Raw genomic sequence first — 26,082 nt, 5'->3', positions numbered from 1 at the left:
TCGGCCCGGGGCGGTGGGCCGGTCCTCTGGGGGGCGCGGGCCGGGGCCGGTTCGGGGCGGGGGCCGGTTCGGGCCGGTGTGCCCGTCGCTAGACGATTCTGCGCGGCAGCCGGGTGCTCAGCGCGACCGTCGCGACCACCGCCGCGAGCTGCGCGACCAGCGCCCAGACCAGGGCGTCCCGTACGCCGATCGAACCGGACAGGGTCAGGAACAGGGTGCCGAGAGTGGCCACGCCCAGCGCGAGGCTGGACTGCTGGGTGGTCGCCATTGCGCCGCTGCCGACCCCGGCCTGCGCGGCCGGCACCTCGCTGAGCACGATCCGGAGCACCACCGGCAGGACGAAGCCCTGGCCGAAGCCGATCACGGCCATGCTCGGCGCCAGCTCCGCGATGCTCAGACCCGTGCCGCCGTAGTGGAAGGTCGCGGCCAGCGCCACCAGGCCGACGCCCTGGACCAGCGAGCCCGCGGTCACCACACGGCGGCCGAAGCGGGCCACCATCCGCGGACCGAGCAGCGAGGCGGCGAAGAAGGCGGCGCACAGCGGGGCCAGCGCGGCCCCCGCCTCCAGCGCCCCGAAGCGCAGCCCGTCCTGCATGGCCACCGCCACGACGAACATGAAGCCGCCGAAGCCGAGGCAGAAGGGCACGATGAGCAGCAGACCGCTGCGCACGCTGTGGATGCGCAGCAGCGACGGCGGGATCAGCGGATTGCCGCCGTCGCGCTCACCGCGCCGCTCGACCGCCACGAAGGCCGCCGCGGCGAGCGGGAAGACCGCGAGCAGCACCCACGACCACAGCGGCCAGCCGGCCGCCCGGCCCTCGGTGAGCGGCAGCAGCAGGGTGATCAGCGTGACCGCGAGCAGTGCGGTGCCGGGCTTGTCGATACGGGCCGGGTGCGCGGACCGCGTCTCCGGCACCGACTTCAGCGCCAGCGCCAGCGCGACGGCCGCCACCGGCACGTTCACCAGGAAGATCGCCCGCCAGCCGCTGCCCGCGATGTCCGCGGAGACCAGCACGCCGCCGAGCACCTGGCCGACGACGCTGGCGATGCCCGCGGTCGCGCCGTAGTAGCTCAGCGCCTTGCCGCGGGCACCGCCCGAGGTCGCGGACTGGATGGTGGCCAGCGCCTGCGGGAGCAGCAGGGCGGAGGCGGCGCCCTGGGCGACGCGGGCTGCCACCAGGGTCCAGGCGGAGGGGGCGACACCGCAGGCCAGCGAGGTCACGGCGAACAGGCCGAGGCCCCACAGGAAGAGATTGCGGCGGCCGAACATGTCGCCGAGCCGCCCGCCGAGCACGAGCAGCACCGCGTAGGCGACGCCGTAGCCCGCGACGACCATCTCCAGGACCGCGGGTCCGGCGTGCAGGTCGCGGTCGATGGTGGGCAGGGCCACGTTGACGATGAAGAAGTCCACCATCGGCAGCGCCGCGCCGAGCAGCACGGTCAGCAGGCCGAGGGAGCTCAGGCCGGGGGCCGGGGCGGGGGAGTGCGAGCGGGTGGGGACGGAAGAGTTCCGGGCGGGCGCCCCGATGCGGGTCACGCGGGGGAGCACCTGAGCCCGGGAGGTCATGGTGGGTTCCATTCGGTCGGTCACATGGTCCACACTGGACCCGTTCTCAGGGTGGTACCAGAGAGCGTTTATCCAGGTATACGCACCACCTGGCAACCGGCTGCCGGATCGGGCACTCTGGGAATATGACCGCAGACGCCAGCGCTTTCCCGCCGAGCAGCGTGACCCCGAGCGCGGGCACTGTCGCCCCGGATTCGGGCGCCGTTTCCCCGGATTCGGTCCCCGTTCCCGCGGGGACGGGGACCGTGTCGCCGGACTCGGCCGCCGCCCCGTCGGGTCAGGGGAACGTCTCGCTGGACGTCTCCGGGGCCGATGTGCCCGAGGCCGCCGCCGCGGAGAGCCGCCGCCAGGAGCTGGCGTCCTTTCTGCGCAGCCGCCGGGAGCGGATCTCGCCGGACCAGGTCGGGCTGCCGCCCGGCCGTCGGCGCCGGACGCCCGGACTGCGCCGCGAGGAGGTCGCACAGCTCGCCGCCGTCGGGGTCACCTGGTACACGTGGCTGGAGCAGGCGCGGGAGATCCAGGTCTCCGGGCAGGTCGCCGACGCCATCGCGCGCGCCCTGATGCTCGACCACAACGAGCGCAAGCACCTGTTCACCCTCGCCGGGACCGCCGACCCGCACCCGCACCTGGAATGCCCCGGCATGTCACCCGCGCTGCTCGCCATGGTCGACCAGCTCGCGCCGCTGCCCGCCGCGGTCGTCAACAGCCGGTACGACGTGATCGCGTACAACCGCACTTACGGCCGGCTGGTCAGCGACCTGGACGCGCTGCCCGTCGAGGACCGCAACGTCATGTGGCTGTCGTTCACCGACCCGCTGTGGCGCGAGCGGATGGTCGACCGCGAGGAGAGCATCCGGCTGATGGCCGCCAAATTCCGCGTCTCGATGGCCCAGCACCTGGCGGAGCCCGCCTGGCGCGAGCTGCTCAAGCGGCTCCAGCAGAGCTCGCCCGACTTCCGCGAGATGTGGGAACGGCACGAGGTGCTCCAGCCCGACGGCCACATCAAGCGCTATCTGAACCCCGAAGTCGGCCTGCTCTCCTTCGACTTCACCCACCTGTGGCTCGGCCCGCAGCAGGGCCCCCGCCTGACCACGTACACCCCGGCCGACGACCTCACCCGCGAGCGCCTCAACCGGCTGCACGCGCTGGTCTCCGCGCAGGAGCGGCAGCCGATCGCGGGCTGATCCGCGAGCGAGCCCCGGCCTTCCGGCCGCCGGCGGACCCCCCTTCCGGCCCCCTTCCGGCCCCCTTCCGGCCCACCTTCCGGACCCCCTCCGGCCCCCCGTGCCTCCTCGGCACGGGGGGCCGGACGCGTCTGCGGATTTGGAATATCCACACAGACCCATGACGGGTGTGGCGTTTCCATAGGGAGCCTATGGGAGGGAATGCCCGCTTCCTGCTCCTCCGAGTGATCAACTCGTCACTCTGTGGTCATATGTGGTCGCTCATCGGCCACGGAATGTCTCATTCGGACACTCTTCCTCGCGCAGCCTCTTGTGGCATTGCGTGGATACAGGTATGAATTCCACACGAAGCAAAAGTGAGGTTGGCACGGAAGGGCCCGCGATGAGCGTTAACGGCACATCCGCGCACTTCGCGGAGGAACGTCGGCGAGCGCTGCTCGACCAGCTCAAGGCCAACGGGCGGCTCGAAGTCGTCGCCGCGGCCGACCGGCTGGAGGTGACGTCGGAGACGATCCGCCGCGATCTGGTGCTGCTGGAGCGCCGCGGTCTCGTCCAGCGGGTGCACGGCGGAGCGATCCTCCTCGACCGTGAGCACCTCGTCCCCGACCTCCAGTCGCGCAGGCGGCTGATGGCGGTGGCGAAGGACCTGATCGCCCACGCCGCGGTCAAGCACATGCCCGACGAGGGCGCGGTGATCATCGACGCCGGGACCACCACCGGCCGGATGGCCGAGATATTTCCCGGCGGTCCCTCGCTGGTCGTCATGACCAACAGCCTCCAGGCGGCGATCGCGCTCGCGGGCAAACAAGGACTCAGCGTCCACACCCTCGGCGGCCGCGTCCGGGCCAACACCCTGGCCGAGGTCGACGCCCCCGCGCTCGGCGCCATCGCGCGCGTCCACGTCGACGTCGCCTTCATCGGCACCTACGGGGTCTCGCCCCGGCACGGCTTCTCCACCCCCGACCCGGCCGAGGCCGCGGTCAAGGAGGCGATGATCCGCGCCGCCAAGCGGACCGTCGTCCTCTGCGACAGCAGCAAGATCGGCAAGGACCACTTCGCCCGGTTCGCCGACACCTCCCAGCCCGATCTCCTGATCACCGACGCCGACGCCCCACCGGAACTGCTGCGGGCCCTGGAGACCTCCGGGCTGGCGATCGAAGTGGTTCCGATCCCATGACAAGCGATCCCGCAGACACCGCCGCCACGGCGACGTGTACCACCGCAAAGGAGCGAGGTATGCCTTCCACAGTCCTCACGTCAAGGGCGAGGGCAGCGGTCATCGCTGCCGCGTGCATCGGGCTCGGGCTCGCCACCGCGTGCGCGCCCTCCAACGACGGCTCCGGCGGTGACAGCGGCGCGGCCGACTCCGGGCAGAGCCAGGACGTCAGCCAGTTCGTCACCGCGGTGCAGGCCGCGCAGAAGGGTCCCGAGTCCTTCGCGGGACCGACCGACAAGCCGGTCACCGTGCCCAAGAACATCAAGGTCGCGATCATCCCGTGCGGTGTCGCCATCGGCGGCTGCAACACCCCCGCCGAAGCGGTCAAGGGCATCGTGAAGACCCTCGGCTGGAAGCCCACGATCTACGACGGCCAGTCCAACGCCCGTACCCAGAACAACATGATCCTCAACGCCGTCTCCAACCGGGCCGATGTGATCGCCACGGTCTCCATCGACTCCAAGCTCGTCCAGCAGGGCCTGGAGGCAGCCAAGAAGGCCGGGATTCCGGTGATCTCGATGAACAACGGCACCGGCTCCCCCAACCCCAAGCCCGAACTGGAGCCCGGCCAGATCGACTTCGACCTCGACGTGGCACCCGACTACGGCGCCAACGGCCGGATGCAGGCGGACTGGGTGATCGCCGACTCCAAGGGCACCGCCGTGGTCCAGCCGGTCATCACCAGCGAGTACCTGTCCAACACGGTCACGTACAACGCCTTCGTCGCCGAGATGAAGAAGTGCGCGGCGTGCAAGGTGCTCAAGCCGGTCAACTTCACCACCGACGAGATCGCCTCGGGCGCCCTGGGCACCCGTACCGTCTCGACCCTCCAGCAGCACGCGAACGCCACCTACGTCTACACCGGCTTCGACGCCGCCGCCGCGGCGGAGGTCAACGCGATCAGGCAGGCCGGTCTCGGCGCCAAGGTCAAGCTGGTCAGCGCGGTCGGCGACCCGATCAACCGGCAGTTCATCCGCGAGGGCGACATCCAGGGCGCGACCGTCATCGAGATCCCCTCGCTGTACGGCTACGCGACCGTCGACCAGATGATCCGCACCGTGCAGAAGCAGCCCGCCGTCGAACCGGCCAACGAGGGCGCGATCACGGTCCTGCTCACCAAGGACAACATGATCGGCAACAACGACCAGTGGAAGCTGCCGTTCGACGTCGCCGCCGAGTACCACAAACTCTGGGGCACGAAGTGACCACCCGGGCAACCGATGAGGTCATGGCGGCGCGCTCGCTGTGCAAGACCTTCGGTGCCACCCAGGCCCTGTGGGACGTCTCACTCGGCCTGGTCCCCGGCGCGGTGCACGCGCTGGCCGGGGCGAACGGCTCGGGCAAGTCCACCCTGATCAAGATCATGAGCGGGGTGTTCGGCCCGGACAGCGGCCACCTGCTGGTGGACGGCGCCCCGCAGGAGTGGTCGTCGCCGATGGACTCCCGCGCGGCGGGCGTCGGCGTCGTCCACCAGGAGGCGCCGCTGGTCGACACGCTCAGGGTCGCGGACTGCGTCGCGCTGCTCGGCGGCTTCGAGGGCGTCCCCGCCCTCGGGCTCAGCCACCGGGCGCTGGTACGGCGCGCGCAGCGGCTGCTCGACGAGCACGAGGTGCCGGTCGACGCCCGTACCACCTGCGCCGAACTCGGCCCCGCCGAACGGGCGATGGTGTCCCTCGCCGTCGCCACCGGACAGGGCAGCCGCATCCTCATCCTCGACGAGGTCACCGCCTCGCTGCGGCAGGACGACGCGGAACAGGTCCTCGGCCTGGTCCGCAGGCTCGCCGACCGGGGCACGGCGGTCCTCATGGTCACCCACCGGATCGGCGAGATCACCCAGTACGCCGACCGCCTCACCGTGCTGGCGGCCGGTCGTACGCAGTACGAGGGACCGTCCGCCGAGGTCAGCGCGGCCCGGATCATCGAGTACATGCTCCCTGAGCAGCGGCTGGCCGCCGAGCAGGCGGCCGGGGCCGGGCACCGCAAGGAGCCCACCGCCCCCGGCTCCCGCGAGGCGTACGGCGCGGGGGCGCCGCCCGTGGACGGCGCGGACCGGACTCTGATGGAGGTCCGCGGGCTGACCGGCCACCGGCTCGACCCGCTGGACCTCGACATCCGCGCGGGCGAGATCGTCGGCGTCACCGGCCTGCCCGACTCCGGCGTGGACGAACTGCCGTATCTCCTCGCGGGCGGCGTGCCGCCCCGCTCGGGCACCGTCCGCTTGCGGGGGTTCGAACCCACCCGCGCCTGGACCGCTTCCACCGCCCGCAGGCAGGGCGTGGCGCTGCTGCCCAGGGACCGGCTCTCGCACGGCGGCGTCGCCGTCCTGAGCGTCGCCGACAACATCGCGCTCCCCTCGCTGCGCCGCTTCTGGCACCGCGGGTCGGCGCTGCGCGAGGCGATCGGCCGGGTGATCCGCGAACTCGACGTACGGCCGCGCGACCCCTCCGCCTCCCTCGGCAGCCTCAGCGGCGGCAACCAGCAGAAGGTGCTGCTCGGCAAGTGGCTGTCGACCGACCCGAAGGTCCTGGTGCTCGACGAACCGACCAACGGCGTCGACCCGGGCGCACGGCTCCTGATGTTCGAAGCGGTCAGGAAACGCGTGGACCAGGGCATGGGCGCGGTCCTGTTCTCCTCGGAGTTCGAGCAGCTCACCGCGTACTGCGACCGGATGGTGGTGCTGCGCCCCGGCGCCGGGGCGCAGGAGATCCCCGTCCCCGACAACCCCGTCAAGCTGGCCAGGATCGTGGCGAGTCCACAGGAGGACGGTCCGAGATGAGCAGAGAAGATCTCGACACAGCGAAGCCCGACGCGCTGACCGGGGGCGCCGTGACCGCCGACCGGCAACCGGCCGCCGACCGGCAACCGACCGCCGGGCGGTCCCACGGCGCCGGCCTCCTGCGTACGATCGGCGAAGCCCTCATCCAGCGCTACGCCCAGATCGTGCTGCTGGTGGTGCTGATCGTGGTGTTCAGCATGGCCACCCCCAACTTCGCCACCCGGCAGAACTGGACCTCGCTGCTGGTCAGCCAGTCCGTGATCGCGCTGATGACGCTGGCGGTGCTCTTCCCGCTGATCGTCGGCGAGTTCGACCTGTCGGTCGGCTATCTGCTCGGCTTCTGCGCGATGCTCGGCGCCTATCTGACCGGCCAGGGCTGGCCGGTGACCGCGGTGTTCCTCGCGATGGCCGGCTGCGGGGTGGTGGCCGGTGCCTGGAACGGTGTGCTCAACGTGGTGTTCGGCATCAACTCGTTCATCGCGACCCTGGGCATGGGAATCGTGCTCTCCGCGATGACCCTGATGCTCAGCAACGGCGCCATCCTCACCACCGTTCCCGGCCTGGCCAAGACCCTCGGCCGCGGCTACGCGGTGCAGGTCGCCTGGGCGGTGTGGATCGTCGCGATCGTGGCCGTCATCTGCTTCTACCTGCTCCAGCACACCCCGGTCGGCGCCCGGCTGTACGCGATCGGCGGCTCCGAGCGCGTGGCGTTCCTGGCCGGTGTGCGCACCGGCCGGTACAAGATCCTCGCCTTCGGCTGCGCCGGCGGGCTGGTCTCGCTGGCCGCCGTGCTCCAGCTCGGCCAGGCCGGTTCCGTGACCCCCAGTCTCGGCCCCGACCTGCTGCTGCCCGCCTACGCCGCCGCGTTCCTGGGCGTCACCACCTACCGACCGGGCTTCTACAACGTGCCCGGTGTGATCGTCGCGATCCTGCTGCTCGCCGTCGGTTTCAACGGCTTGAGCCTGCTCGGCGTCCCGTTCTGGGTGCAGCCGCTCTTCAACGGCCTCGCCCTGCTGGTCGCCGTCCTCGCCGCGCGCTTCGTCGCCCGCCGCAGGACCGGTGAACGCCGGGGTCCGGCATGACCCGCCCGTCCGGTCGGCCGCTGCCCCAACCCCTCTCGAAAGGACACACGATGACTGACGTCCCCCATCCGCTCCTGGTCCTGGCCATGGACCACCGGGCGGTGATGCGCGGGCTGTTCGGTGACGCGGTGCCGGCCGCCGAACGCCGGGAGGCGTTCGGCCGGGTGAAGGACCTGGCCTTCGACGCGCTGGTCCGCACGATCGCCGAAGGCGGCACCGACCCGGCCAACCTCGGGGTGCTGATAGACGAGGAGTACGGCGAACGGACCATCCCCCGCGTACGGGAGGCCGGTTGCTGCCTGGTGCTGCCCGTCGAGGAGAGCCGGTCCCCGGTCTTCGACATCAACACCGGCGAGTTCGTCCTCACCGGCGGCGACGACTTCGCCGCCCGCCTGGACGCGCTCGGCCCGGACATGGTCAAGGCGCTCATCGTGCACAACCCCGAACTGCCCGCCGGGCGCAGGGCCCGGCAGACCGCCCGCGCCCGCCAGGTGCTCGACTGGTGCCAGGCCAACCGGCGGCCCTTCATGCTGGAGATGCTGGTCCCGCCGACCGACGCGCAACTCGCCGCGGAAGGCGGCGACAAGGAGCGCTGGCAGCGCGCGCACCACACGGAACTGCTGCTGCGGACGGTCTCGGAGTACCAGGACGCGGGCGTGTGGCCGCACGTGTGGAAGCTGGAGCCGCTGGCCGCCGAGGCCGACTACGCGGTGGTCGCCGACCACTGCCGGGCCGGGGCGCCGTACCCGACCTCCCTGGTGCTGCTCGGCGGCGGCGCGGACATGGACGCGGTCGAGGAGTGGGTGCGGCATATCCGCGGGGTGGACGGCTACATCGGCTTCGCCATCGGCCGCAGCCTGTGGATCGACGCCTTCGACGGCTATCTCCGCGGGGACCTCGACGAGGAGCAGGTGGTCGCCTCGATCGCAGGCCGGCTGCGACGGCTGGTCACCGCGTACTCGCTCGGAGAGGACGTGCCGAGCGCGGCGCGCTGACCGGACCGTGCCGTGGCCGTACGGACGGGCGCGCGACCGGTAGACAGGACAAAGCGGCGGATTCCGGATCTTCGGCTGAGGAGGCTGTGATGGCAAGGACGGCATGCGTCGTCGGCGTGGACATCGGCACCACCACGGTGAAGGTGTGCGCCACCGACGAGCGCGGCCACGAGCTGGCGGTGGTCAGGGCCGACACCCCGTGGCGGCTCGCCGCCGGGACGACGGTGCTCGGGCACGAGGACCTGTCCGGCGCGCTGGACGGCCTCTTCCGGCAGCTCGCCGACCGCCTGCCCGGCCGCCACGCGCTCGCCGTCGGCTTCGCGGGCATGGCCGAGGCGGGGTACGCGCTCGCCGCCGACGGCACACCCGTCGCACCGGCCGTGGCCTGGTTCGACACCAGCGGGGCGGACGAACTGGCCGCTCTCCTCGCCGAACAGGGCGACGGCTTCACCGCCACCACCGGCCTGCGGCCCACCACCCGCGCCTCGGCCGTCAAGGTGGCGTGGCTGCTGCCCCGACTGGACGGACGGTCGGCGTCGTCCGCCGGGCCCCGGACGGTTACGTCCACCGCTTCCGGTACGAGGTCCGGCCCGACCGGGAAGGCCGTGAGCTGGCTGAACGTACCGGAGTGGGCCGCCCATTGGGCGGGCGGCCGGGCCACCGCCGAGTGGTCGCTCGCCGCGCGCAGCGGCTTCATGGACGTCACCGCCCGCGAGTGGTGGAAGCACGGCGTGGACCGGGCGGGGCTCGACCCCGCCGCGATGCCGGAACTGCTGCCCGCCGGGTCGCCCACCGGCACCGCGCGGGCCGGTCTGCCGCTGGTCGGCGGCGCGGTCGTCACCGTCGCTGGCCACGACCACCTGGCGGGCGCGATCGGCGCCGGGGCCGTACACCCCGACGACTGCTTCGACAGCCTCGGCACCGGGGAGGCGCTGATCCGCTCCCGGCCCGCCGCCAAGGACCCCGGCCCGCTGACCCGGGCGGTGGCCGCCGGATTCGAGCGCGGCCCGCACATCATTCCCGGCCGCGACTACCTCTTCGGCGTCCTCGGCACCGGACGCCTGCTGCGCGCCCTGCTCGACGACCGGCTCGGCGCCGAACGGACCCTCGCCGACGTCGACGCGCTCGGCAGGGCCGCGGCCCGCCTGCCCGCGACCGGCCGCGCGGCCGAATTCGCCGTCACCCTCGGCAGCGCGGCCCGGCCGATGGCCCCGCTCGACCCGGCCGCCGTGGTGGCCGCCCTCCACGGACTGCCGGACGCCGAGGCGTGGGCCGTCCTGGTCGAACTGACCTCCTGGCGCTGCCGCGACGCGATCGGCCTGCTCGACGCGCTCGGCGGCCCCGGCAACGCGCTGATCGCCGCGGGCGGCTGGTACACGTCCGGCTACATCAGGGCCGTCCGCGCCCGCGTGCTCGGCTCGGTCCGGCTGCCCGTCGGCGCCGAGGCCGGCGCCTGCGGCGCCGCCCGGATGGCGGCGCTGGCCTGCGGACTCATCCCCGACCTCGGCACCTGGATCGACGACTGGACGGAGTTCACCGCATCATGACGTCCCACCCCATCACCGGGCACACCCGGATCTACGCGCACTTCGCCGACCCGGTGGCCCATGTGCGCACGCCCGAGGTGATGAACCGCTTCTTCCGCCAGCGCGGCATCGACGCGGCCGTGGTGCCGTACCAGGTCGGGGTCGAGGATCTGGCGCAGGCGGTCGCCGCGGCGCGCGCCTGGAAGAACCTGGCGGGCATCGGGGTCACCATGCCGCACAAGGAGCACATCGCCGGGCTGCTCGACGACCTCACCGAGGACGCCGTCAGGGCCGGGGCGAGCAACGTCATCCGCAGGCTGCCCGACGGGCGGCTGCTCGGCGGGCAGTACGACGGCCCCGGCCTGGTCGCGGGGCTGCGCGCGCACGGGGTGCGGCTGGAGGGCGCGCGGGTGCTGCTGCTCGGCGCGGGCGGCAGCGCGCGCGCCGTCGCCATGGCGCTGGCCGCCGCGGGCGTCTCGCACCTGGCCGTCCGCAACCGGACCACCGCCCGCGCCGTCGCCCTGGCCGAGCAGGTCGGCCGCCACTACCCGGCCGTGCGCTGCGAGGTGCGCGAGCGGGACTCCGTCGCCGACGTCGACGTCCTGGTCAACACCACCTCGGTCGGCATGCGCGCCGCCGATCCGCTGCCCGTCGACCTCGCCGCGCTCAGCCCCGCCACGGCCGTCAGCGACATCATCATGAAGCCCGCCAGGACCCGGCTGCTCGACCACGCGCGGCGCGCGGGATGCACGGTCGTGCCCGGCGTCCACATGCTCCTCCACCAACTCGGGCCGACCGCGGACTTCCTCGGCCTCGAACCGACCCTCGAACCCTCCGGCGAACCCGATCCGCCGGACCTCACCGATCCGCTCGCGCACGCGAGCGATGCCGCGGAGGTGGCGTGATGCGTGCTCTCACCCTGCGGGGCGCCCATGACGCGGCGCTCGGCGAGACCGACGAGGAAGCGCTCGGCGCCGACGACGTACGCGTCGCGGTCGCGCGGGTCGGCCTCTGCGGCTCGGACACCCACTTCTACGCGCACGGGCGGATCGGCGCCTTCCGGCTCACCGGGCCGCACGTGCTCGGCCACGAGGCGTCCGGCACCGTCCTGGAGACCGGTGACCGGGTGACCGACCTCGCCCCCGGCGACCTGGTCGCCGTCGAGCCCGGCCTCTGGTGCGGCCGGTGCCGCGAGTGCCTGGCCGGTACGTACAACCTGTGCGCGCGGATGCGCTTCCTCGGGATGCCGCCGCACGCCGGGCTGGCGCGCGAGCGGGTGGTGCTGCCGCGCCGCGCGGTGCACGCCGTCCCCGCCGCGATGACCGCGACCCGGGCGGCCCTGCTCGAACCGCTGTCGGTGGCCGTATGGGCCGTCGGACGGGCCGCCGTACTCCCCGGCGAGCAGGTGCTCATCGCGGGCGCGGGCCCGATCGGCACCCTGGTGGCGCGGGTGGCCCTGGCCGAGAAGGCGGGCCGGGTGATCGTCGCGGACGTCGACGAGCGCCGACTGGCCCGGCTCGCGCACTCCACGCCCGGCGTGGAGACCGCTCACGTCGGCGCCGACCCCGGCACCGCCTTCCAGGACGTGGCCGCCGACCTCGACTGCTACCTGGAGTGCTCGGGCGCGCCCACCGCGCTGGACGACGGGATGACCCGGCTGCGGCCGCGCGGCCGGGCCGTACTGGTCGGAGTGCCCGCCGCGCCGACGATCACGCTGTCGTCCACCCTGATCCGCTACCGCGAACTCACCCTCACCACCGTCCACCGCTACGCCCACACCTGGCCGCGCGCCATCGAGCTGGTCTCCAGCGGCGCGGTCGAGGTCGACGACCTGGTCTCCGACCACTACGCGCTGGAGGAGGGGCCGAAGGCGCTGGCCGACGCGGCGGCGGGCAGGGTGGCCATGAAGGCCATGATCTCGGTGGACGCGTCATGACCGGCACGCGGGGCGAGGAGCCCGACGGGGGCCGGGCGGACGGGACATACGGTGCGGCCTCGGCTTCGACGGCCGGGGTTTCCGGTGCGTCGGCCGTGCACGACTCGGCTTCGGGTACGTCGGCCGTGCACGACTCGGCTTCCGGTGCGTCGGCCCTCACTGGCACCACCGGCACCACCCGCACCGCCGAGGCCGTCGTCGGCGAACTGGGCGCCGTGGCGCGGCAGACGCCCGAGCGGGTCAGGGACGCCGCCGCGCTGGTGACCCGGGGCCGGGTCTTCTCGCTCAACTGGGACCTGGCCCTGCCCGACCCGCCGATCCTCGGCAGGGGCCGCCACACCCACACCCGTATCGACCTCGGCAACGGCTTCGACGACCGCCTCGACTCCTTCTACCCGCAGGGGTCCTCGCAGTGGGACGGGCTGGCGCACGTGCGCGGCCCCGACGGCACCTATTACGGCGGCCACCGGGCCGCCGACATCGCGGCGGCGGCGGGGCCGCTGGGCATCGAGCACTGGGCGCGGCGCGGCATCGCGGGCCGCTTCGTCCTGGCCGACCTGGTCGGACATGGGCGGCACGGCGGCGACTGCTCCCGCCGGGTCGCCTACACCGCGGCCGACGTGACGGCCGCGCTCGCCGCGCAGGGCACCCAACCGCGGCCCGGCGACGTCCTGTTGCTGCACTTCGGCTGGACGCGCTGGTACGAGGGGCTGGACCGGGCGGCGCGCGAGGCGCTGGCGGCGGAGGGCTTCTTCGCCTCGCCGGGCCTGGCCGTCGATCAGGAGACCAGACGGTGGCTGCGCGGCCTGGAGCTGTCCGCGGTCGCGGCCGACTGCCCCGCGGTGGAGGCCATGCCGTTCGACATGAGCGGGCCCGAGACCTTCCTGCACCACACGCTGATCGCCGAACTGGGGCTCGCGGTGGGCGAGTTGTTCGACCTCGCGGCCCTGGCCGAGGACTGCGCCCAGGACGGCGTCCACGAGGGGCTGTTCACCGCGGCCCCGCTCCACCTCACCGGCGCGGCGGGCTCCACCGCCAACGCCCTCGCGCTGAAGTGACGCGGGGACCCGTACGACCCGAAGGAGCTGACGGCGCCGGGGCCACCGAGGACCCGACGCCACCGACGATCCGGTGCCACCGACGACTTCCGACGGCCCCAACGGCCTTGAGAACCACAGGAGATGACCGACAGCATGGACGTCCTGGAGATTCAGTCCCTGGTGGGCGGGCGATGGACTGGCGCCCCGACGGCGGTACGGGACAATCCGGCCGTCCCCGGTCAGCGGGTCAGCCTCAGCGCGGACCTCGACGCCGCCACCGTGGAGCGCGCGCTGGACGCCGCCCACGCCGCCGCCCGCGACTGGGGACGCACCCCGGCCCCCGTCCGCGGCCGGATTCTGGAGCGGGCCGCCGCGCTCCTCGACGACCGCGCGGACGAGGCCGCCCGGGACATCACCCGCGAGGAGGGCAAGACCCTCGCGGAGGCGCGCGGCGAGGTCGCGCGGGCCGCCGACATCCTGCGCTTCCACGGCAGCGAGGGCTGGCGAATCGGCGGCACGACGTACCCCTCGGCCGCGGGCACCGACCTGGTCTACAGCCGACGCGAACCGCTGGGCGCGGTCGCGGTCATCACCCCCTGGAACTTCCCGATCGCCATCCCCGCATGGAAGTCCGCGCCCGCCCTGGTCAGCGGCAACGCGGTGGTGCTCAAACCCGCCCAGATAGCCCCCGCGGGCGCCTGGCACCTGGCCAGGGTGCTCCAGGAAGCCGGCCTGCCCGACGGGGTGTTCACCCTGCTGACCGGCTCCGGCGCCCGGATCGGTGCCCAACTCGTCGCGTCGCCGCGGATCGACGCGGTCACCTTCACCGGCTCGGTGGGCGTCGGCGCGGGCATCTACACCGCCGCCGCGCCGCGCCGCATCCGGGTGCAGCTCGAACTCGGCGGCAAGAACGCCGTCGTGGTCTGCGACGACGCCGACGCCGCGGTGGCCGCGCGCATCGTCGCCGCGGGCGGCTTCGGCCTCACCGGCCAGGCGTGCACCGCGACCAGCCGGGTGATCTGCCTGCCGGGCGTCAAGGACGCCTTCCTCGACGCCCTGCGGGAGGAGGCCGCGGCCTACCGGCCCGGCGACGGACTGACCGACGGCGTACGGATGGGCCCTGTGGTCAGCGGCGCCCAACTCGCCACCGATCTGGGCTACGTGGACAAGGCCCTGGCCGAGGGGGCCAGGACCGTGGTCGGCGGCGCGGACCCGGACGGCCTGCTGTTCGGCCCCACGGTGCTGACCGGCGTGCGGCCCGCCGACACCGTCGCCCAGGAGGAGGTCTTCGGCCCGGTGGTCGCGGTGCTCGACGCCACGGGCCTCGACCAGGCCATCGACCTGGTCAACGACTCCCGCTTCGGCCTGACGGCCGGTGTGGTCACCAACGACCTGGACACCGTGCACCGGTTCAGCTCCGAGGTGCGGGCCGGAGTGATCAAGGTGAACCGGCCGACCAGCGGGGTCGAGCTGAACGTCCCCTTCGGCGGGGTCGGCGACTCCTCCACCAACACCTACCGCGAGCAGGGACAGACCGCCGTGGACTTCTTCACCTGGACCAAGAGCGTGTACCAGGCGTCAGCGCCTGGCAGCGCGTCATGACCGGCCCGCGGGCGGACGCGGAGGGGAAGCCGCCACGTCCGCGGGCCCGGGGGGAGGCCGACCGGCCGCACCAAGGGGGGAGCGGCCGGTCGGCCCGATGTCCTGGCCGACGAACGACCTGGCCGACGAACGACCTGGCCGACGAACGACCTGGCCAACGAGTGTCCTGGCCAACGAGTGACCGGACGCGCGTGCGCCGCCGCGCCCGACACGGCGCGCACCGGCGAAAACGCCCGGCCGACCGCGCAGGCGACAGCGCGCGGGCGCCGTACATCCACCCGGACGAGCGGGTGGACCGCGGCGCGTGGGAGCCGGTCTGCCCGGCCGAGGCGGTCTACTACGAGGACGGCCCGCCCGACGACCGGCGCGGGCACCTCGCCGCCGACCGGGACTCCGCCGCGTGACGGGGTCGCCGGGTGGCGCCGAAGAGGTGGGCGGGACCGGTACCGACGCCCCGCCGGCCGCGGGGTGCCGCCGTCGTGGTGACGGCGGCGGGACACGACCTCGCGGCGACGACCTCGTGGCCCCGCCGTCCGGACGCGGCGGGGAAGCGACGACAGGAACGGAACGAACGCGATGGACAAGCCGAACGCACCCCACGGGCCGGGCGACGCGGCGGGCGGCGCCCGCCGCCTGCGCGAACTGCTCGGCCCCAGCGTGCGGTTGGACGCGGGCACCCGTGCGCTGTACTCCTCCGACGCGTCCAACTACCGGGTGCCCCCGGTCGCCGTGGTGCGCGCGGAGTCGGCGGCGCACGCCGTCGACACCGTCGCCCACTGCCACCGGCTCGGGCTGTCCGTGGTGGCACGCGGCGCCGGAACCTCGGTCGCGGGCAACGCGATCGGCCCCGGCGTCGTCCTCGACCTCACCGCGCTCGACGCGGTCGCCGAGATCGACCCCGAGCGCCGTACCGCGACCGTGGGCGCCGGTACCGTCCAGGCCCGCCTCCAGCGTGAGGCCGCGCCGCACGGCCTGCTGCTCGGACCCGACCCGTCGACCGCGGACCGCTGCACCATCGGCGGGATGATCGGCAACAACGCCTGCGGCGCACACGCCGTGGCCTGGGGCAACACCCGTGACAATGTGGTGTCCGCCCGGCTGCTGCTGGCCGACGGCCGCCAGGTGACGGCCGATCAGCACGGTACGTCGGACGCGGAGTTGAACACCCGGCTGCGGCAGACGGCCGACGCGCACCTGGCCGTCCTGCGGACCGAGTACGGCCGCTTCCCGCGCCAGGCGTCCGGCTACGCGCTGGACGCGCTGCTGCCCGAGCGCGGCTTCGACGTGATGAGTTCGCTCGTCGGCTCGGAAGGCACCCTGGCGCTGGTGCTCGACGCCACCGTACGGCTGGTGCCCGGGCCCGCCGCCCGCGCGCTTGCGGTGCTCGGCTTCCCCGACATGCCCTCCGCCGCCGACGCGACCCCGGCGCTGGTGGCCCTGGGCCCGCTGGCCGTCGAGGGCATGGACCGGCGGCTGGTCGAGGTCGTGGTCCGCCGTAAGGGAGCCGCCGCCGTGCCCGCGCTGCCGCGCGGCGCGGGCTGGCTGCTGGTGGAGACCGGCGGCGCGAGCCTCGCGGAGGCGGAGCACGCGGCCCGCGCCGTACTGGCCGCGTCCGGCGCGGTGGACGGCCAGGTGGTGACCGACCCCGGCCGGATCGCCGCGCTGTGGCGGATCCGTACCGACGGGGTGGGCCTGGCGGGCCGCACGCCCGGCGGGGCCGACGCCTGGCCCGGCTGGGAGGACGCCGCCGTACCGCCGGAACGGCTCGGGGCCTACCTGCGGGACCTGGACGCGCTGCTCGGGCAGCACCACTACGACGGCCTGCTGTACGGGCACTTCGGCGACGGCTGTGTGCACGGCCGCTTCGACTTCGGTCTGCGGGACGAGGGCGGCGCGGCCCGGATGCGGGCGTTCCTCGAGGACGCCGCCGACCTGGTGGCCGCGCACGGCGGCTCGATGTCGGGCGAGCACGGCGACGGCCGCGCCCGCGGCGAACTGCTCGCCCGGATGTACTCGCCCGCCGCGCTGGGCGCCGCCGCCGCGGTCAAGGCGGTCTGGGACCCCGGCACCCTGCTCAACCCCGGTGTGCTGGTCGACCCGGCGCCGCTCGACGCCGACCTGCGGGTCCGGCCGCAACTGCCCGTCGTCACCGGCGCGTTCGCCTACCCGCACGACTCCGGCGACCTCACCCGCGCCGTCCACCGCTGCGTCGGGGTCGGCAAGTGCCGCGCCGACCTCACGACCTCGGGCGGCGCGATGTGCCCGTCGTACCTCGCGACGGGGGAGGAGCGGCACTCCACCCGCGGCCGGGCCCGGCTGCTCCAGGAGATGATCAGGGGCGACCTGGTGGACGGCGGCTGGGCCGACCCGGCGGTGCACGAGGCACTGGACCTGTGCCTGTCGTGCAAGGCGTGTTCGAGCGACTGCCCGGCGGGCGTCGACATGGCCACGTACAAGGCGGAGGTGCTGCACCAGCGCTACCGGCGCAGGCTCCGCCCGGTGACGCACTACTCGCTGGGCTGGCTGCCGCGCACCGCCGGGCTCGCCACCCGGCTGGCCGGTGTCAGCAACGCGCTGCTCGGCAACCGGTGGGTCGGCGCGCTGGTCAAGCGGCTCGGCGGAATCGACGGACGGCGCGGGCTGCCCCGCTTCGCCCGCCGCACCTTCCGGGCGTCCTTCCGCGACGCCCGCGACGCCCGCGACGCCCGCGACGCCCGCGCCGACCGCGCCGACCGCGCCGACCGCGACGCCCGCGCCGACCGCGACGCCCGCGCCGACCGCGCCGACCGAGGCCCGCGCCCGTCCCGCCCCCGCGTGCTGCTGTGGGTGGACAGCTTCACCCAGTCGTTCTCGCCCGAGGTCGGCACGGCGGCCGTTCGCGTACTGGAACAGGCCGGATACGCCGTTGAGTTGACCGGCCGTCAGGTCTGCTGCGGACTGACCTGGATCTCCACCGGCCAGCTCGACGGCGCACGCCGACAACTGCGCCGTACGTACACGGCACTTGAGCCGGCCGTCGCCGACGGTGTGCCCATCGTCGGCCTCGAACCGTCGTGCACGTCCGTGCTGCGCCGGGACGGCGTCGAGCTGCTGCCCGACGACCCCAGGGCGCGGCGGGTGGCCGATCTCACCGTCACCCTGGCCGAGTTGCTCAGCCGTACGCCCGGCTGGAGCCCCCCGGACCTGTCGGGCGTCCGGACCGTCGCCCAACCGCACTGCCACCAGCGGGCGGTGATGGGCTGGCGGGCGGACGAGGAACTGCTGCGCACGGCGGGCGCCGACGTCACGGCGGTCGGCGGCTGCTGCGGACTCGCGGGCAACTTCGGTGTGGAGCGCGGCCATTACGACGTCTCGGTGGCCGTCGCGCGGACCGCGCTGCTGCCCGCGCTGGAGACGGCGGAGCGCACCGGCCCGGTGCTGGCCGACGGATTCTCCTGCCGCACCCAGATCGACGACCTCGCGGCCGGCGCCGGAGCGGTCCACCTGGCCCAACTGCTCGCGTCCGCGCTCGACGCGTCCGACGGCCGGGCGGTGAAGGACGGCGACGACGGTTAAGACGGTTAAGGGGGGACGGTCAGGGGGGCGACGGCTGTGCGGGCGACGCCGTGACGACGTCAGACCGGCTCGGCCACCTGCACCTCGAGGCCGGCGCCGCGCAGTTCCGCGAGCTGCGTGGCGCTGATCCCCGAGTCGGTGATCAGCAGGTCGGGGCCGTCCACGGGCGCGAAACGGGAGAACAGCGCGGTGCCGATCTTCGAGTGGTCGCACAGCACCACGACCCGCCGGGCGGAGGCCATCATCGTCCGCTTGACGGCGCTCTCGGAGACGTCCGAGGTGGAGAAGCCGTGGTCCACCGTTATCCCCGAGGTGCCCAGGAACGCGACGTCGACCTTGACCTCGTCCAGCGCCCGCAGCGTCAGCATCTCGACCTCGGCGAGCGTGTCGTTGCGGACGCGCCCGCCGGTCGTGTAGACGGCCGCGCCCGGCTTGCCGGTCATCGTGACGGCGATGGGCAGTGAGTTGGTCATCACCACCAACTGCGGCCCGCCTGCGTAGAGATCGGCGAGCCGTCCGGTGGTGCTGCCCGCGTCGATGAGCACCGCGCCGCCGGTCGGCATGTGCGCGAGCGCCGCCGCGCCGATCGCCGTCTTCTCCTCGGCCATGATCCGGGTGCGCTGGGCGAGACCGGGGATGCCGTGCTCGTTGTCCAGCAGGATCGCGCCGCCGTGCACCCGGCGCAGCGCGCCGGTCTGCTCCAGCTCCACCAGGTCCCTGCGCACCGTCTCCGCGGTGACCTGGAACCGCTCCGAGATCTCCACGACGGTCAGCCTGCGCCGCTCCCTGAGCAGTTCCACCAGGGCCCGTCGGCGCTCGGTGGGGAACGCGGGCCTGGCCTCCTCGGCAGCGCGGTCATCGGCTTCTGGCGTCACCGTCCAGACCTTAGACCATCACCCCCTCGGGGACGGGGACAGCCGGCCGGTCGCGGCGGCGGCTGAAGCGGTGGTCGCGGCGGCGGCTGAAGCCGTGGTCGAAGCGGTGGTCGAGGCGGGCTCAGTCCTGGGCCGCCAGGGCCGCCACGATGCGGTCGAGCGCCGTCAGATCGGCGGCCGACAGGGCGCTCAGCGACTCCGGCGGGGCGCCCATGATGGCGTTGGCGCGGTCCGCGGCGGCGTGGCCCTCGGCGGTGGCCGTCACGATCTTGGAGCGCCGGTCCGCGGGGTGTTCGTGCCGCTCGACCAGACCGCGCTTGGCGAGGTCGTCCACCACCAGCGTCGTGTACGGGCGGTCGGAGGAGAGCTCGGCCGCCAACTCGCTGAGCCGGGCGGGAGAAGCGGCGACCCGGCGCAGCACCTTGACCCGGAAGAAGCTCATGCCCAGCGCTTCCGAGGTCTCCTTGCGGCGCTCGTTGCGCTCCAGTACGTAGGTGCGCAGATTGCGCCAGATCCGCTCGGCGGTGGCATCGGCCGCGTCCGCCGGGCCGACCGCGTCCGCCGGGCCGACCGCGTCCGTACGGCCGGTCTCCCCGCCGCCGGAGGCAGCGTCAACGGAGACAGCGTCGGCGGAGGCCGTACGACCGGCGTAGACCGTAGGACCGGAGACCGTAGGACCGGAGACCGTACCGACGGAACTCGTGGCTTCTGGCGTCGTCGTCATGAGGTGCTCACCGGGATTCGGGGGGTGTCGTCTTCTTCGGGCACGAGCAGATCGGCCGCGCGTTCGGCCGTACCGCGGGCCCAGCGTCCGGTGGTGAGCGTACCGATGAGCAGGACGGAGGCGCCGCAGCCCGAGATGATCCACCAGGCGGTGGTCTGCATTCCGGCGGCCAGCGCGGCGCCGATCACGGCGACGCCCAGCGACTGGCCGATCTGGCGGCTGGTGGACGCCACGGCCGCCGCGACCCCGGCCTGGGCGCGGGGCATGCCGGACACGGCGGTGTTGGTGATCGGGGCGTTGACCAGGCCGAAGCCGATGCCGAACAGGACGTAGGAGGTGAACAGCAGGGCGTTGGACGACTCGGCGTCCAGCACCGCGAAGATCACGCCGCTGGCCGTCATGGTGAGACCGGCGAGCACCAGCGGCAGGCGCGGGCCGCGCGAGGCGACCAGCCGCCCGGACAGCGGCGCGAAGACCAGGCACATCACGGCCATCGGCAGCATGTAGAGCCCGGCGTCGAGGGCGGACAGGCCCCGGTCGTCCTGGAGGTAGAGGGTGTTGAGGAAGAGGAAGCCGCCGAGCGCGGCGAAGCCGCTGACCGCGATGAGGGTCGCGCCGCTGAAGGGCGCGCTGCGGAAGAAGCGCACGTCGATCAGCGGGTCGGTGCGCCGCTTCTCGTACCGCGTCAGGCCGAGCAGCGCGAGCACCGTGACGACGAAGCAGCCGACGATCAGCGGGGAGGTCCAGCCCGCGCCCGAGCCCTCGATGATGCCGTAGGTGAGCGAGCCCAGCAGCGCGATGACCAGCACCTGGCCGACCGGGTCGACGCGGCGCGGCCGGGGCGCGCGGGACTCGGGGATGTAGCGCGAGGTGAGGATCAGGGCGAGCACGCCCACCGGCAGGTTGATCCAGAAGATCGACCGCCAGCCGACGGTCTCCACCAGCGCGCCGCCGACGATCGGTCCGGCCGCCATGCTGATCCCGACGACACCGCCCCACACGCCGATGGCGCGGGCCCGTTCGCGGGCGTCGGTGAAGGTGTTGGTGATGATCGACATCGCCACCGGGTTGAGCATCGAGCCGCCGACCGCCTGGATCATCCGGAAGGCGATCAGCCAGCCGAGACCGGGCGCGAGGCTGCACAGCAGCGAACCGAGCGTGAAGAAGACCAGCCCGATCCGGAAGATCTTCTTCCGGCCGAGCCGGTCGGCCGTGGAGCCGGAGAGCAGCAGCAGTGAGGCGATCACCACCAGATACGCGTCGATCGTCCACTGGAGGCCGGAGACGGAGGCGTGGAAGTCCCGCCTCATCGACGGCAGCGCCACGTTCAGGATCGTGTTGTCCAGGCTGACGATCAGCAGGCTCATGCAGCAGATCCCCAGGATGAGCATCCGACGCCGGTGCGTCAGCTCAGGCATGCGTCCGGGCTCCTCTTGTCGGTTCTTGGCGCTCGTCGCCGGTACGGGGCGGCGTCATAGGTGCTGACACCAACGATTGTACGACCAGAATCATTTTGATCGTACAACCAATCTCGGCCGAGGGCCGTGCGCGAGTACGCGACAATGGACGGCATGACCGCTGACGCCGCCACGCTCACCCGCCCGGAAACCCTCCGGATCGGCCCGCACGCCGTGTGGCCGCCGGTCGTGCTCGCCCCGATGGCGGGCATCACCAACGCGCCCTTCCGCACGCTCTGCCGCGAGTTCAGTGGCGGGAAGGGGCTGTTCGTCAGCGAGATGATCACGACGCGCGCGCTGGTCGAGCGCAATGAGAAGACCATGCACCTCATCCACTTCGACGCCTCGGAGACACCGCGCTCCATCCAGCTCTACGGTGTCGACCCGGCGACCGTCGGCAAGGCCGTGCGGATGATCGTGGACGAGGACCTGGCCGACCACATCGACCTCAACTTCGGCTGCCCGGTGCCGAAGGTGACCCGCAAGGGCGGCGGGTCCGCGCTGCCGTTCAAGCGCAATCTGCTGCGGGCGATCCTGCGCGAGGCGGTCGGCAACGCGGGCGACCTGCCGGTCACCATCAAGATGCGCAAGGGCATCGACGACGACCACCTCACGTATCTCGACGCGGGCCGGATCGCGGTGGAGGAGGGTGTGACGGCGGTCGCGCTGCACGGCCGCACGGCCGCCCAGCACTACGGCGGCACCGCCGACTGGGACGCCATCGCGCGGCTCAAGGAGCACGTGCCCGAGATCCCGGTGCTCGGCAACGGCGACATCTGGTGCGCGGACGACGCGGTGCGGATGATGCGGGAGACCGGCTGCGACGGTGTCGTGGTCGGCCGGGGGTGCCTCGGGCGGCCCTGGCTCTTCGGCGACCTGGTCGCCGCCTTCGAGGGTGGCGCCGCGCCCGCCACCCCCGACTTCGGGCAGGTCGCGCGGGTGATGCGGCGGCACGCGGAGCTGCTGGGGGAGTGGAGCGGGGACGAGGCACGCGGTGTCGTCGACTTCCGCAAGCACGTGCCCTGGTACACCAAGGGCTTCTCGGTCGGCTCGGACGCGCGCCGGGCGCTGGCCACGGCCTCGTCGCTGGCCGAGATGGACGAGCACCTCGGCGGCCTCGACCTCACCCAGCCCTGGCCCGCGCACGCCGACGGCCCGCGCGGCCGTACCGCCCCCGGCAAGCGGGTCGTCCTCCCGGACGGCTGGCTCAACGACCCGTACGACTGCGCCGTGCTCACGGAGGACGCCGAATCCGACACCTCGGGCGGCTAACCGTCCGGGAACGCCGGCCGCCCACGGCCGGAGCGGGCCCTGGCCACCGTCCAGCATGTGAGACGCGAGGCGTGATTCGCGCCACGGTTGATAGGGCTCGCGCTCAAACGAGCGCGAAGTGGGGTGTCGCACCTTCCGAAGGCATGGCACGCGGTGCCACCCCCGCTGTGTCCACGCGGCACGGCGCCACGTGACGCTCCGTAGACCGCGTCGCCGAAGCGGCCACCGGAGTGAAACCGTCCGTTCGACTCGTGAACGGAGCGCGAACACCGGCCGGCGAGCCCCCCGCCCCGGAGACACCGGCAGACGGGCGGTTACCGCCGTGTGTCGAGGTCATGGACGCACTGCGGCGCCTTCGACCTGGGTACGCTCCCCGCCGTCAGGGCATCCCGGTCGCGAGGAGTCGAGTCCCGTGTCGGCACGACAGAAGAAGCAGAAGTTCGTCTACGACTTCACTGAGGGCAACAAAGACCTCAAGGACCTGCTCGGCGGCAAGGGAGCGAACCTCGCCGAGATGACCAACCTCGGTCTGCCCGTCCCTCCGGGTTTCACCATCACCACCGAGGCGTGCAGGGTCTATCTGGAAACCGGCGCGGAACCCTCCGCGCTGCGCGACGAGGTGAGTGCGCACCTCGACGCGCTGGAACAGCGGATGGGCAAGAAGCTCGGCCAGCCGGACGACCCGCTGCTGGTCTCGGTCCGCTCGGGTGCGAAGTTCTCCATGCCCGGCATGATGGACACCGTCCTCAACATCGGCCTGTCCGACGCGTCGGTCGCCGGGCTCGCTCAGCAGGCGGGCAACGAGCGCTTCGCGTGGGACTCCTACCGGCGTCTTGTGCAGATGTTCGGCAAGACCGTGCTCGGTGTGGACGGCGACCTCTTCGAGGACGCGCTGGACGAGGCCAAGCGGCACAAGGGCGCGGACAGCGACCTCGGTCTGGACGCGGCCGATCTGCGACAGCTCGTGGACGACTTCAAGGCGATCGTCGCCAAGGAGGCCGGCCGGGACTTCCCGCAGGAGCCGCGCGAGCAGATGGACCTCGCCGTGCGCGCGGTCTTCGACTCCTGGAACACCGAGCGCGCCAAGCTCTACCGCCGCCAGGAACGTATCCCCGGCGACCTGGGCACCGCCGTCACCGTCTGCTCGATGGTCTTCGGCAACCTCGGCCCTGACTCCGGCACCGGCGTCGCCTTCACCCGCGACCCGGCCAGCGGCCACCAGGGCACGTACGGCGACTACTTGCAGAACGCCCAGGGCGAGGACGTCGTCGCCGGTATCCGCAACACCGTGCCGCTCGCCGACCTCGAAGGCATCGACAAGGCGTCGTACGACCAGCTCATCTCGATCATGGAGACGCTGGAGACGCACTACCGCGACCTGTGCGACATCGAGTTCACCATCGAGCGCGGCAAGCTGTGGATGCTCCAGACCCGGGTCGGCAAGCGGACCGCGGCGGCGGCCTTCAGGATCGCCACCCAGCTCGTCGACCAGGGCCTGATCAGCGAGGCGGAGGCGCTGCAACGGGTCAACGGCGCGCAGTTGGCGCAGCTCATGTTCCCGCGCTTCGACGACACGGTCGCCGACAGCGGGAACGTACGCCGGATCGGCTGGGGCATCGCGGCCTCGCCCGGCGCCGCCGTCGGCAAGGCGGTCTTCGACTCGTACACCGCCGTCAAGTGGTCGCGGTCCGGCGAGAAGGTCATCCTGATCCGCCGCGAGACCAACCCCGACGACCTCAACGGCATGATCGCCGCCGAGGGCATCCTCACCAGCCGCGGCGGCAAGACCTCGCACGCCGCCGTCGTCGCCCGCGGGATGGGCAAGACCTGCGTGTGCGGCGCCGAGGAGCTGGAGGTCGACACCAAGCGGCGACGGCTGACCGCGCCGGGGGGCGTGGTGATAGAGGAGGGCGACCTCATCTCGATCGACGGCTCCTCGGGCAAGGTGTACGTCGGCGAGGTGCCCGTCGTACCGTCCCCGGTGGTCGAGTACTTCGAGGGCCGCATGCACGCGGGGGCCGACGAGGCCGACGGACTCGTCCAGGCGGTGCACCGGATCATGGCGTACGCCGACCGGGTCCGCCGGCTGCAAGTACGCGCCAACGCCGACAACGCCGAGGACGCCAACCGCGCCCGCCGCTTCGGCGCGCAGGGCATCGGCCTGTGCCGTACCGAGCACATGTTCCTCGGCGAGCGCCGCGAGCTGGTCGAGCGGCTGGTCCTCGCCGACACCGACACCGAGCGGGAAGAGGCGCTCGGCGCGCTGCTGCCGCTGCAAAAGGCCGACTTCATCGAGCTGTTCGAGTCGATGGACGGACTGCCGGTGACCGTACGGCTGCTGGACCCTCCGCTGCACGAATTCCTGCCCGACATCACGGAGTTGTCGGTACGGGTCGCGCTCGCCGAGTCCCGCAGGGACGCCAACGAGAACGACCTGCGGCTGCTCCAGGCCGTCCACAAGCTCCATGAGCAGAACCCGATGCTGGGCCTGCGCGGCGTACGCCTCGGCCTGGTCATCCCCGGCCTGTTCGCCATGCAGGTACGGGCCATCGCGGAGGCGGCGGCGCACCGCAAGTCCGTCAAGGGCGACCCGCGCCCCGAGGTGATGATCCCGCTGGTCGGCACCGTGCAGGAACTGGAGATCGTCCGCGAGGAGGCGGACCGCGTCATCGCCGAGGTCGAGGCGGCCACCGGCGCCTCGCTCGGCATGGCCATCGGCACGATGATCGAGCTGCCGCGCGCCGCGCTGACGGCCGGTCAGATCGCGGAGGCCGCCGAGTTCTTCTCCTTCGGCACCAACGACCTCACCCAGACCGTGTGGGGCTTCTCCCGCGACGACGTCGAGGCGTCCTTCTTCACCGCCTACCTGGAGAAGGGCATCTTCGGCGTCTCCCCGTTCGAGACCATCGACCGCGACGGCGTCGGCGCGCTGGTCCGCTCCGCCTGCGAGGCCGGCCGCGCCACCCGCCCCGGCCTCAAGCTCGGCATCTGCGGCGAGCACGGCGGCGACCCCGAGTCCGTCCACTTCTTCCACGACGTCGGGCTCGACTACGTCTCCTGCTCGCCCTTCCGCATCCCCGTCGCCCGCCTGGAGGCCGGCCGCGCCGCCGCCCGTCCCCCCACGCCGACCACCTGACCGGGCCGGGCCCGGACCGCCGCCGGACGCCCCTTGCCCTGGGGGCACCCTCACCGACCGGCGGCCCGATCCCGACCCCACCCCGCCGGGGGCGACGCTTCGTGCGGAAGCGCCGCCCCCGGCTTTTCTGCTTGCACGG

Annotated in this window: 19 protein-coding genes; 15 read left to right on the top strand and 4 right to left on the bottom strand. The window is 73.0% G+C overall.

Annotated elements, in window-relative coordinates:
• Nucleotides 1-88: 88 nt before the first annotated feature.
• A complete protein-coding gene (locus tag ACIO6U_RS04190; RefSeq protein WP_401715434.1) occupies nt 89-1,567 on the bottom strand; it encodes an MFS transporter in 1,479 nt (492 codons plus the stop codon).
• A gap of 245 nt (nt 1,568-1,812) precedes the next feature.
• On the opposite strand from ACIO6U_RS04190, the gene ACIO6U_RS04185 reads away from it, so the two are divergent.
• From ACIO6U_RS04185 to ACIO6U_RS04125, 13 genes are all read left to right on the top strand, one after another.
• Nucleotides 1,813-2,751 (top strand): helix-turn-helix transcriptional regulator, encoded by a 939-nt coding sequence (locus ACIO6U_RS04185; RefSeq protein WP_401304386.1) that lies wholly within the window; start codon nt 1,813-1,815, stop codon nt 2,749-2,751.
• Between the two features lie 382 nt (nt 2,752-3,133).
• Nucleotides 3,134-3,928, top strand: a complete 795-nt coding sequence (locus tag ACIO6U_RS04180) for a DeoR/GlpR family DNA-binding transcription regulator (RefSeq protein WP_355344578.1) — start codon at nt 3,134-3,136, stop codon at nt 3,926-3,928.
• A 59-nt stretch (nt 3,929-3,987) separates the two neighbouring features.
• Nucleotides 3,988-5,172, top strand: coding sequence for a substrate-binding domain-containing protein (locus tag ACIO6U_RS04175; RefSeq protein WP_355344581.1), 1,185 nt, complete (start codon nt 3,988-3,990; stop codon nt 5,170-5,172).
• Complete coding sequence (locus ACIO6U_RS04170) at nt 5,169-6,743, top strand: sugar ABC transporter ATP-binding protein (protein WP_401715431.1); 1,575 nt, start codon at nt 5,169-5,171, stop codon at nt 6,741-6,743. The genes ACIO6U_RS04175 and ACIO6U_RS04170 overlap by 4 nt, the downstream gene beginning before the upstream one ends.
• Nucleotides 6,740-7,825, top strand: a complete 1,086-nt coding sequence (locus ACIO6U_RS04165) for an ABC transporter permease (protein WP_401715429.1) — start codon at nt 6,740-6,742, stop codon at nt 7,823-7,825. Before ACIO6U_RS04170 ends, ACIO6U_RS04165 begins: the two co-directional genes overlap by 4 nt.
• 50 nt (nt 7,826-7,875) lie before the next feature.
• Entirely contained in the window at nt 7,876-8,820 is a 945-nt protein-coding gene (locus ACIO6U_RS04160; protein WP_401715427.1) for a 2-deoxy-5-keto-D-gluconate 6-phosphate aldolase domain-containing protein, read from the top strand.
• 89 nt (nt 8,821-8,909) lie between these two features.
• Nucleotides 8,910-10,367 (top strand): FGGY family carbohydrate kinase, encoded by a 1,458-nt coding sequence (locus ACIO6U_RS04155; RefSeq protein ID WP_391047440.1) that lies wholly within the window; start codon nt 8,910-8,912, stop codon nt 10,365-10,367.
• A complete protein-coding gene (locus tag ACIO6U_RS04150; RefSeq protein ID WP_391160242.1) occupies nt 10,364-11,251 on the top strand; it encodes a shikimate dehydrogenase family protein in 888 nt (295 codons plus the stop codon). The genes ACIO6U_RS04155 and ACIO6U_RS04150 overlap by 4 nt, the downstream gene beginning before the upstream one ends.
• Nucleotides 11,251-12,282, top strand: coding sequence for an alcohol dehydrogenase catalytic domain-containing protein (locus ACIO6U_RS04145; RefSeq protein WP_355344599.1), 1,032 nt, complete (start codon nt 11,251-11,253; stop codon nt 12,280-12,282). Before ACIO6U_RS04150 ends, ACIO6U_RS04145 begins: the two co-directional genes overlap by 1 nt.
• Entirely contained in the window at nt 12,279-13,340 is a 1,062-nt protein-coding gene (locus tag ACIO6U_RS04140) for a cyclase family protein (RefSeq protein WP_401715424.1), read from the top strand. Before ACIO6U_RS04145 ends, ACIO6U_RS04140 begins: the two co-directional genes overlap by 4 nt.
• 123 nt (nt 13,341-13,463) lie before the next feature.
• The gene (locus tag ACIO6U_RS04135; RefSeq protein WP_401715422.1) at nt 13,464-14,924 is read left to right on the top strand and encodes an aldehyde dehydrogenase family protein; all 1,461 of its coding nucleotides are present in this window, start codon (nt 13,464-13,466) and stop codon (nt 14,922-14,924) included.
• 191 nt (nt 14,925-15,115) lie between these two features.
• The gene (locus tag ACIO6U_RS04130) at nt 15,116-15,328 is read left to right on the top strand and encodes a hypothetical protein (protein ID WP_401715420.1); all 213 of its coding nucleotides are present in this window, start codon (nt 15,116-15,118) and stop codon (nt 15,326-15,328) included.
• Between the two features lie 172 nt (nt 15,329-15,500).
• Nucleotides 15,501-18,479, top strand: coding sequence for an FAD-binding and (Fe-S)-binding domain-containing protein (locus tag ACIO6U_RS04125; RefSeq protein WP_401715418.1), 2,979 nt, complete (start codon nt 15,501-15,503; stop codon nt 18,477-18,479).
• Between the two features lie 59 nt (nt 18,480-18,538).
• Here the strand turns inward: ACIO6U_RS04125 and ACIO6U_RS04120 are convergent, their stop codons facing one another.
• The 3 genes from ACIO6U_RS04120 to ACIO6U_RS04110 all read right to left on the bottom strand — a co-directional run bounded on the left by ACIO6U_RS04120 (nt 18,539) and on the right by ACIO6U_RS04110 (nt 21,496).
• Nucleotides 18,539-19,354 carry a DeoR family transcriptional regulator gene (locus ACIO6U_RS04120; protein WP_391047428.1) on the bottom strand — a complete coding sequence of 272 codons (816 nt, stop codon included), beginning with the start codon at nt 19,352-19,354 and terminating at the stop codon, nt 18,539-18,541.
• Between the two features lie 121 nt (nt 19,355-19,475).
• A complete protein-coding gene (locus ACIO6U_RS04115; protein WP_401715416.1) occupies nt 19,476-20,078 on the bottom strand; it encodes a MarR family winged helix-turn-helix transcriptional regulator in 603 nt (200 codons plus the stop codon).
• A complete protein-coding gene (locus ACIO6U_RS04110; protein ID WP_391047423.1) occupies nt 20,075-21,496 on the bottom strand; it encodes a DHA2 family efflux MFS transporter permease subunit in 1,422 nt (473 codons plus the stop codon). Before ACIO6U_RS04110 ends, ACIO6U_RS04115 begins: the two co-directional genes overlap by 4 nt.
• Before the next feature lie 153 nt (nt 21,497-21,649).
• Here ACIO6U_RS04110 and dusB point away from each other — a divergent pair, with 153 nt between their 5' ends.
• Both dusB and ppdK read left to right on the top strand, forming a co-directional pair.
• Complete coding sequence (gene dusB, locus ACIO6U_RS04105; protein WP_355344620.1) at nt 21,650-22,807, top strand: tRNA dihydrouridine synthase DusB; 1,158 nt, start codon at nt 21,650-21,652, stop codon at nt 22,805-22,807.
• A gap of 412 nt (nt 22,808-23,219) precedes the next feature.
• Nucleotides 23,220-25,943 carry a pyruvate, phosphate dikinase gene (gene ppdK, locus ACIO6U_RS04100; protein WP_355344623.1) on the top strand — a complete coding sequence of 908 codons (2,724 nt, stop codon included), beginning with the start codon at nt 23,220-23,222 and terminating at the stop codon, nt 25,941-25,943.
• Nucleotides 25,944-26,082: the final 139 nt, after the last annotated feature.

This window comes from Streptomyces sp. NPDC087422 (assembly GCF_044744145.1).
Taxonomy (GTDB): Bacteria; Actinomycetota; Actinomycetes; order Streptomycetales; family Streptomycetaceae; genus Actinacidiphila.
Note: the sequence above shows the minus strand (reverse complement) of the source record. Positions and strands in the feature narration are given on the sequence as shown.

Coding starts and splice junctions, on each gene's coding strand:
- ACIO6U_RS04145 (WP_355344599.1), top strand. CDS start 11,251: ATGCGTGCTCTCACCCTGCGGGGCGCCCATGACGCGGCGCTCGGCGAG.
- ACIO6U_RS04160 (WP_401715427.1), top strand. CDS start 7,876: ATGACTGACGTCCCCCATCCGCTCCTGGTCCTGGCCATGGACCACCGG.
- ACIO6U_RS04180 (WP_355344578.1), top strand. CDS start 3,134: ATGAGCGTTAACGGCACATCCGCGCACTTCGCGGAGGAACGTCGGCGA.
- ACIO6U_RS04175 (WP_355344581.1), top strand. CDS start 3,988: ATGCCTTCCACAGTCCTCACGTCAAGGGCGAGGGCAGCGGTCATCGCT.
- ACIO6U_RS04140 (WP_401715424.1), top strand. CDS start 12,279: ATGACCGGCACGCGGGGCGAGGAGCCCGACGGGGGCCGGGCGGACGGG.
- ACIO6U_RS04110 (WP_391047423.1), bottom strand. CDS start 21,496: ATGCCTGAGCTGACGCACCGGCGTCGGATGCTCATCCTGGGGATCTGC.
- ACIO6U_RS04115 (WP_401715416.1), bottom strand. CDS start 20,078: ATGACGACGACGCCAGAAGCCACGAGTTCCGTCGGTACGGTCTCCGGT.
- ACIO6U_RS04125 (WP_401715418.1), top strand. CDS start 15,501: ATGGACAAGCCGAACGCACCCCACGGGCCGGGCGACGCGGCGGGCGGC.
- ACIO6U_RS04190 (WP_401715434.1), bottom strand. CDS start 1,567: ATGACCTCCCGGGCTCAGGTGCTCCCCCGCGTGACCCGCATCGGGGCG.
- ACIO6U_RS04150 (WP_391160242.1), top strand. CDS start 10,364: ATGACGTCCCACCCCATCACCGGGCACACCCGGATCTACGCGCACTTC.
- ACIO6U_RS04135 (WP_401715422.1), top strand. CDS start 13,464: ATGACCGACAGCATGGACGTCCTGGAGATTCAGTCCCTGGTGGGCGGG.
- dusB (WP_355344620.1), top strand. CDS start 21,650: ATGACCGCTGACGCCGCCACGCTCACCCGCCCGGAAACCCTCCGGATC.
- ACIO6U_RS04165 (WP_401715429.1), top strand. CDS start 6,740: ATGAGCAGAGAAGATCTCGACACAGCGAAGCCCGACGCGCTGACCGGG.
- ACIO6U_RS04155 (WP_391047440.1), top strand. CDS start 8,910: ATGGCAAGGACGGCATGCGTCGTCGGCGTGGACATCGGCACCACCACG.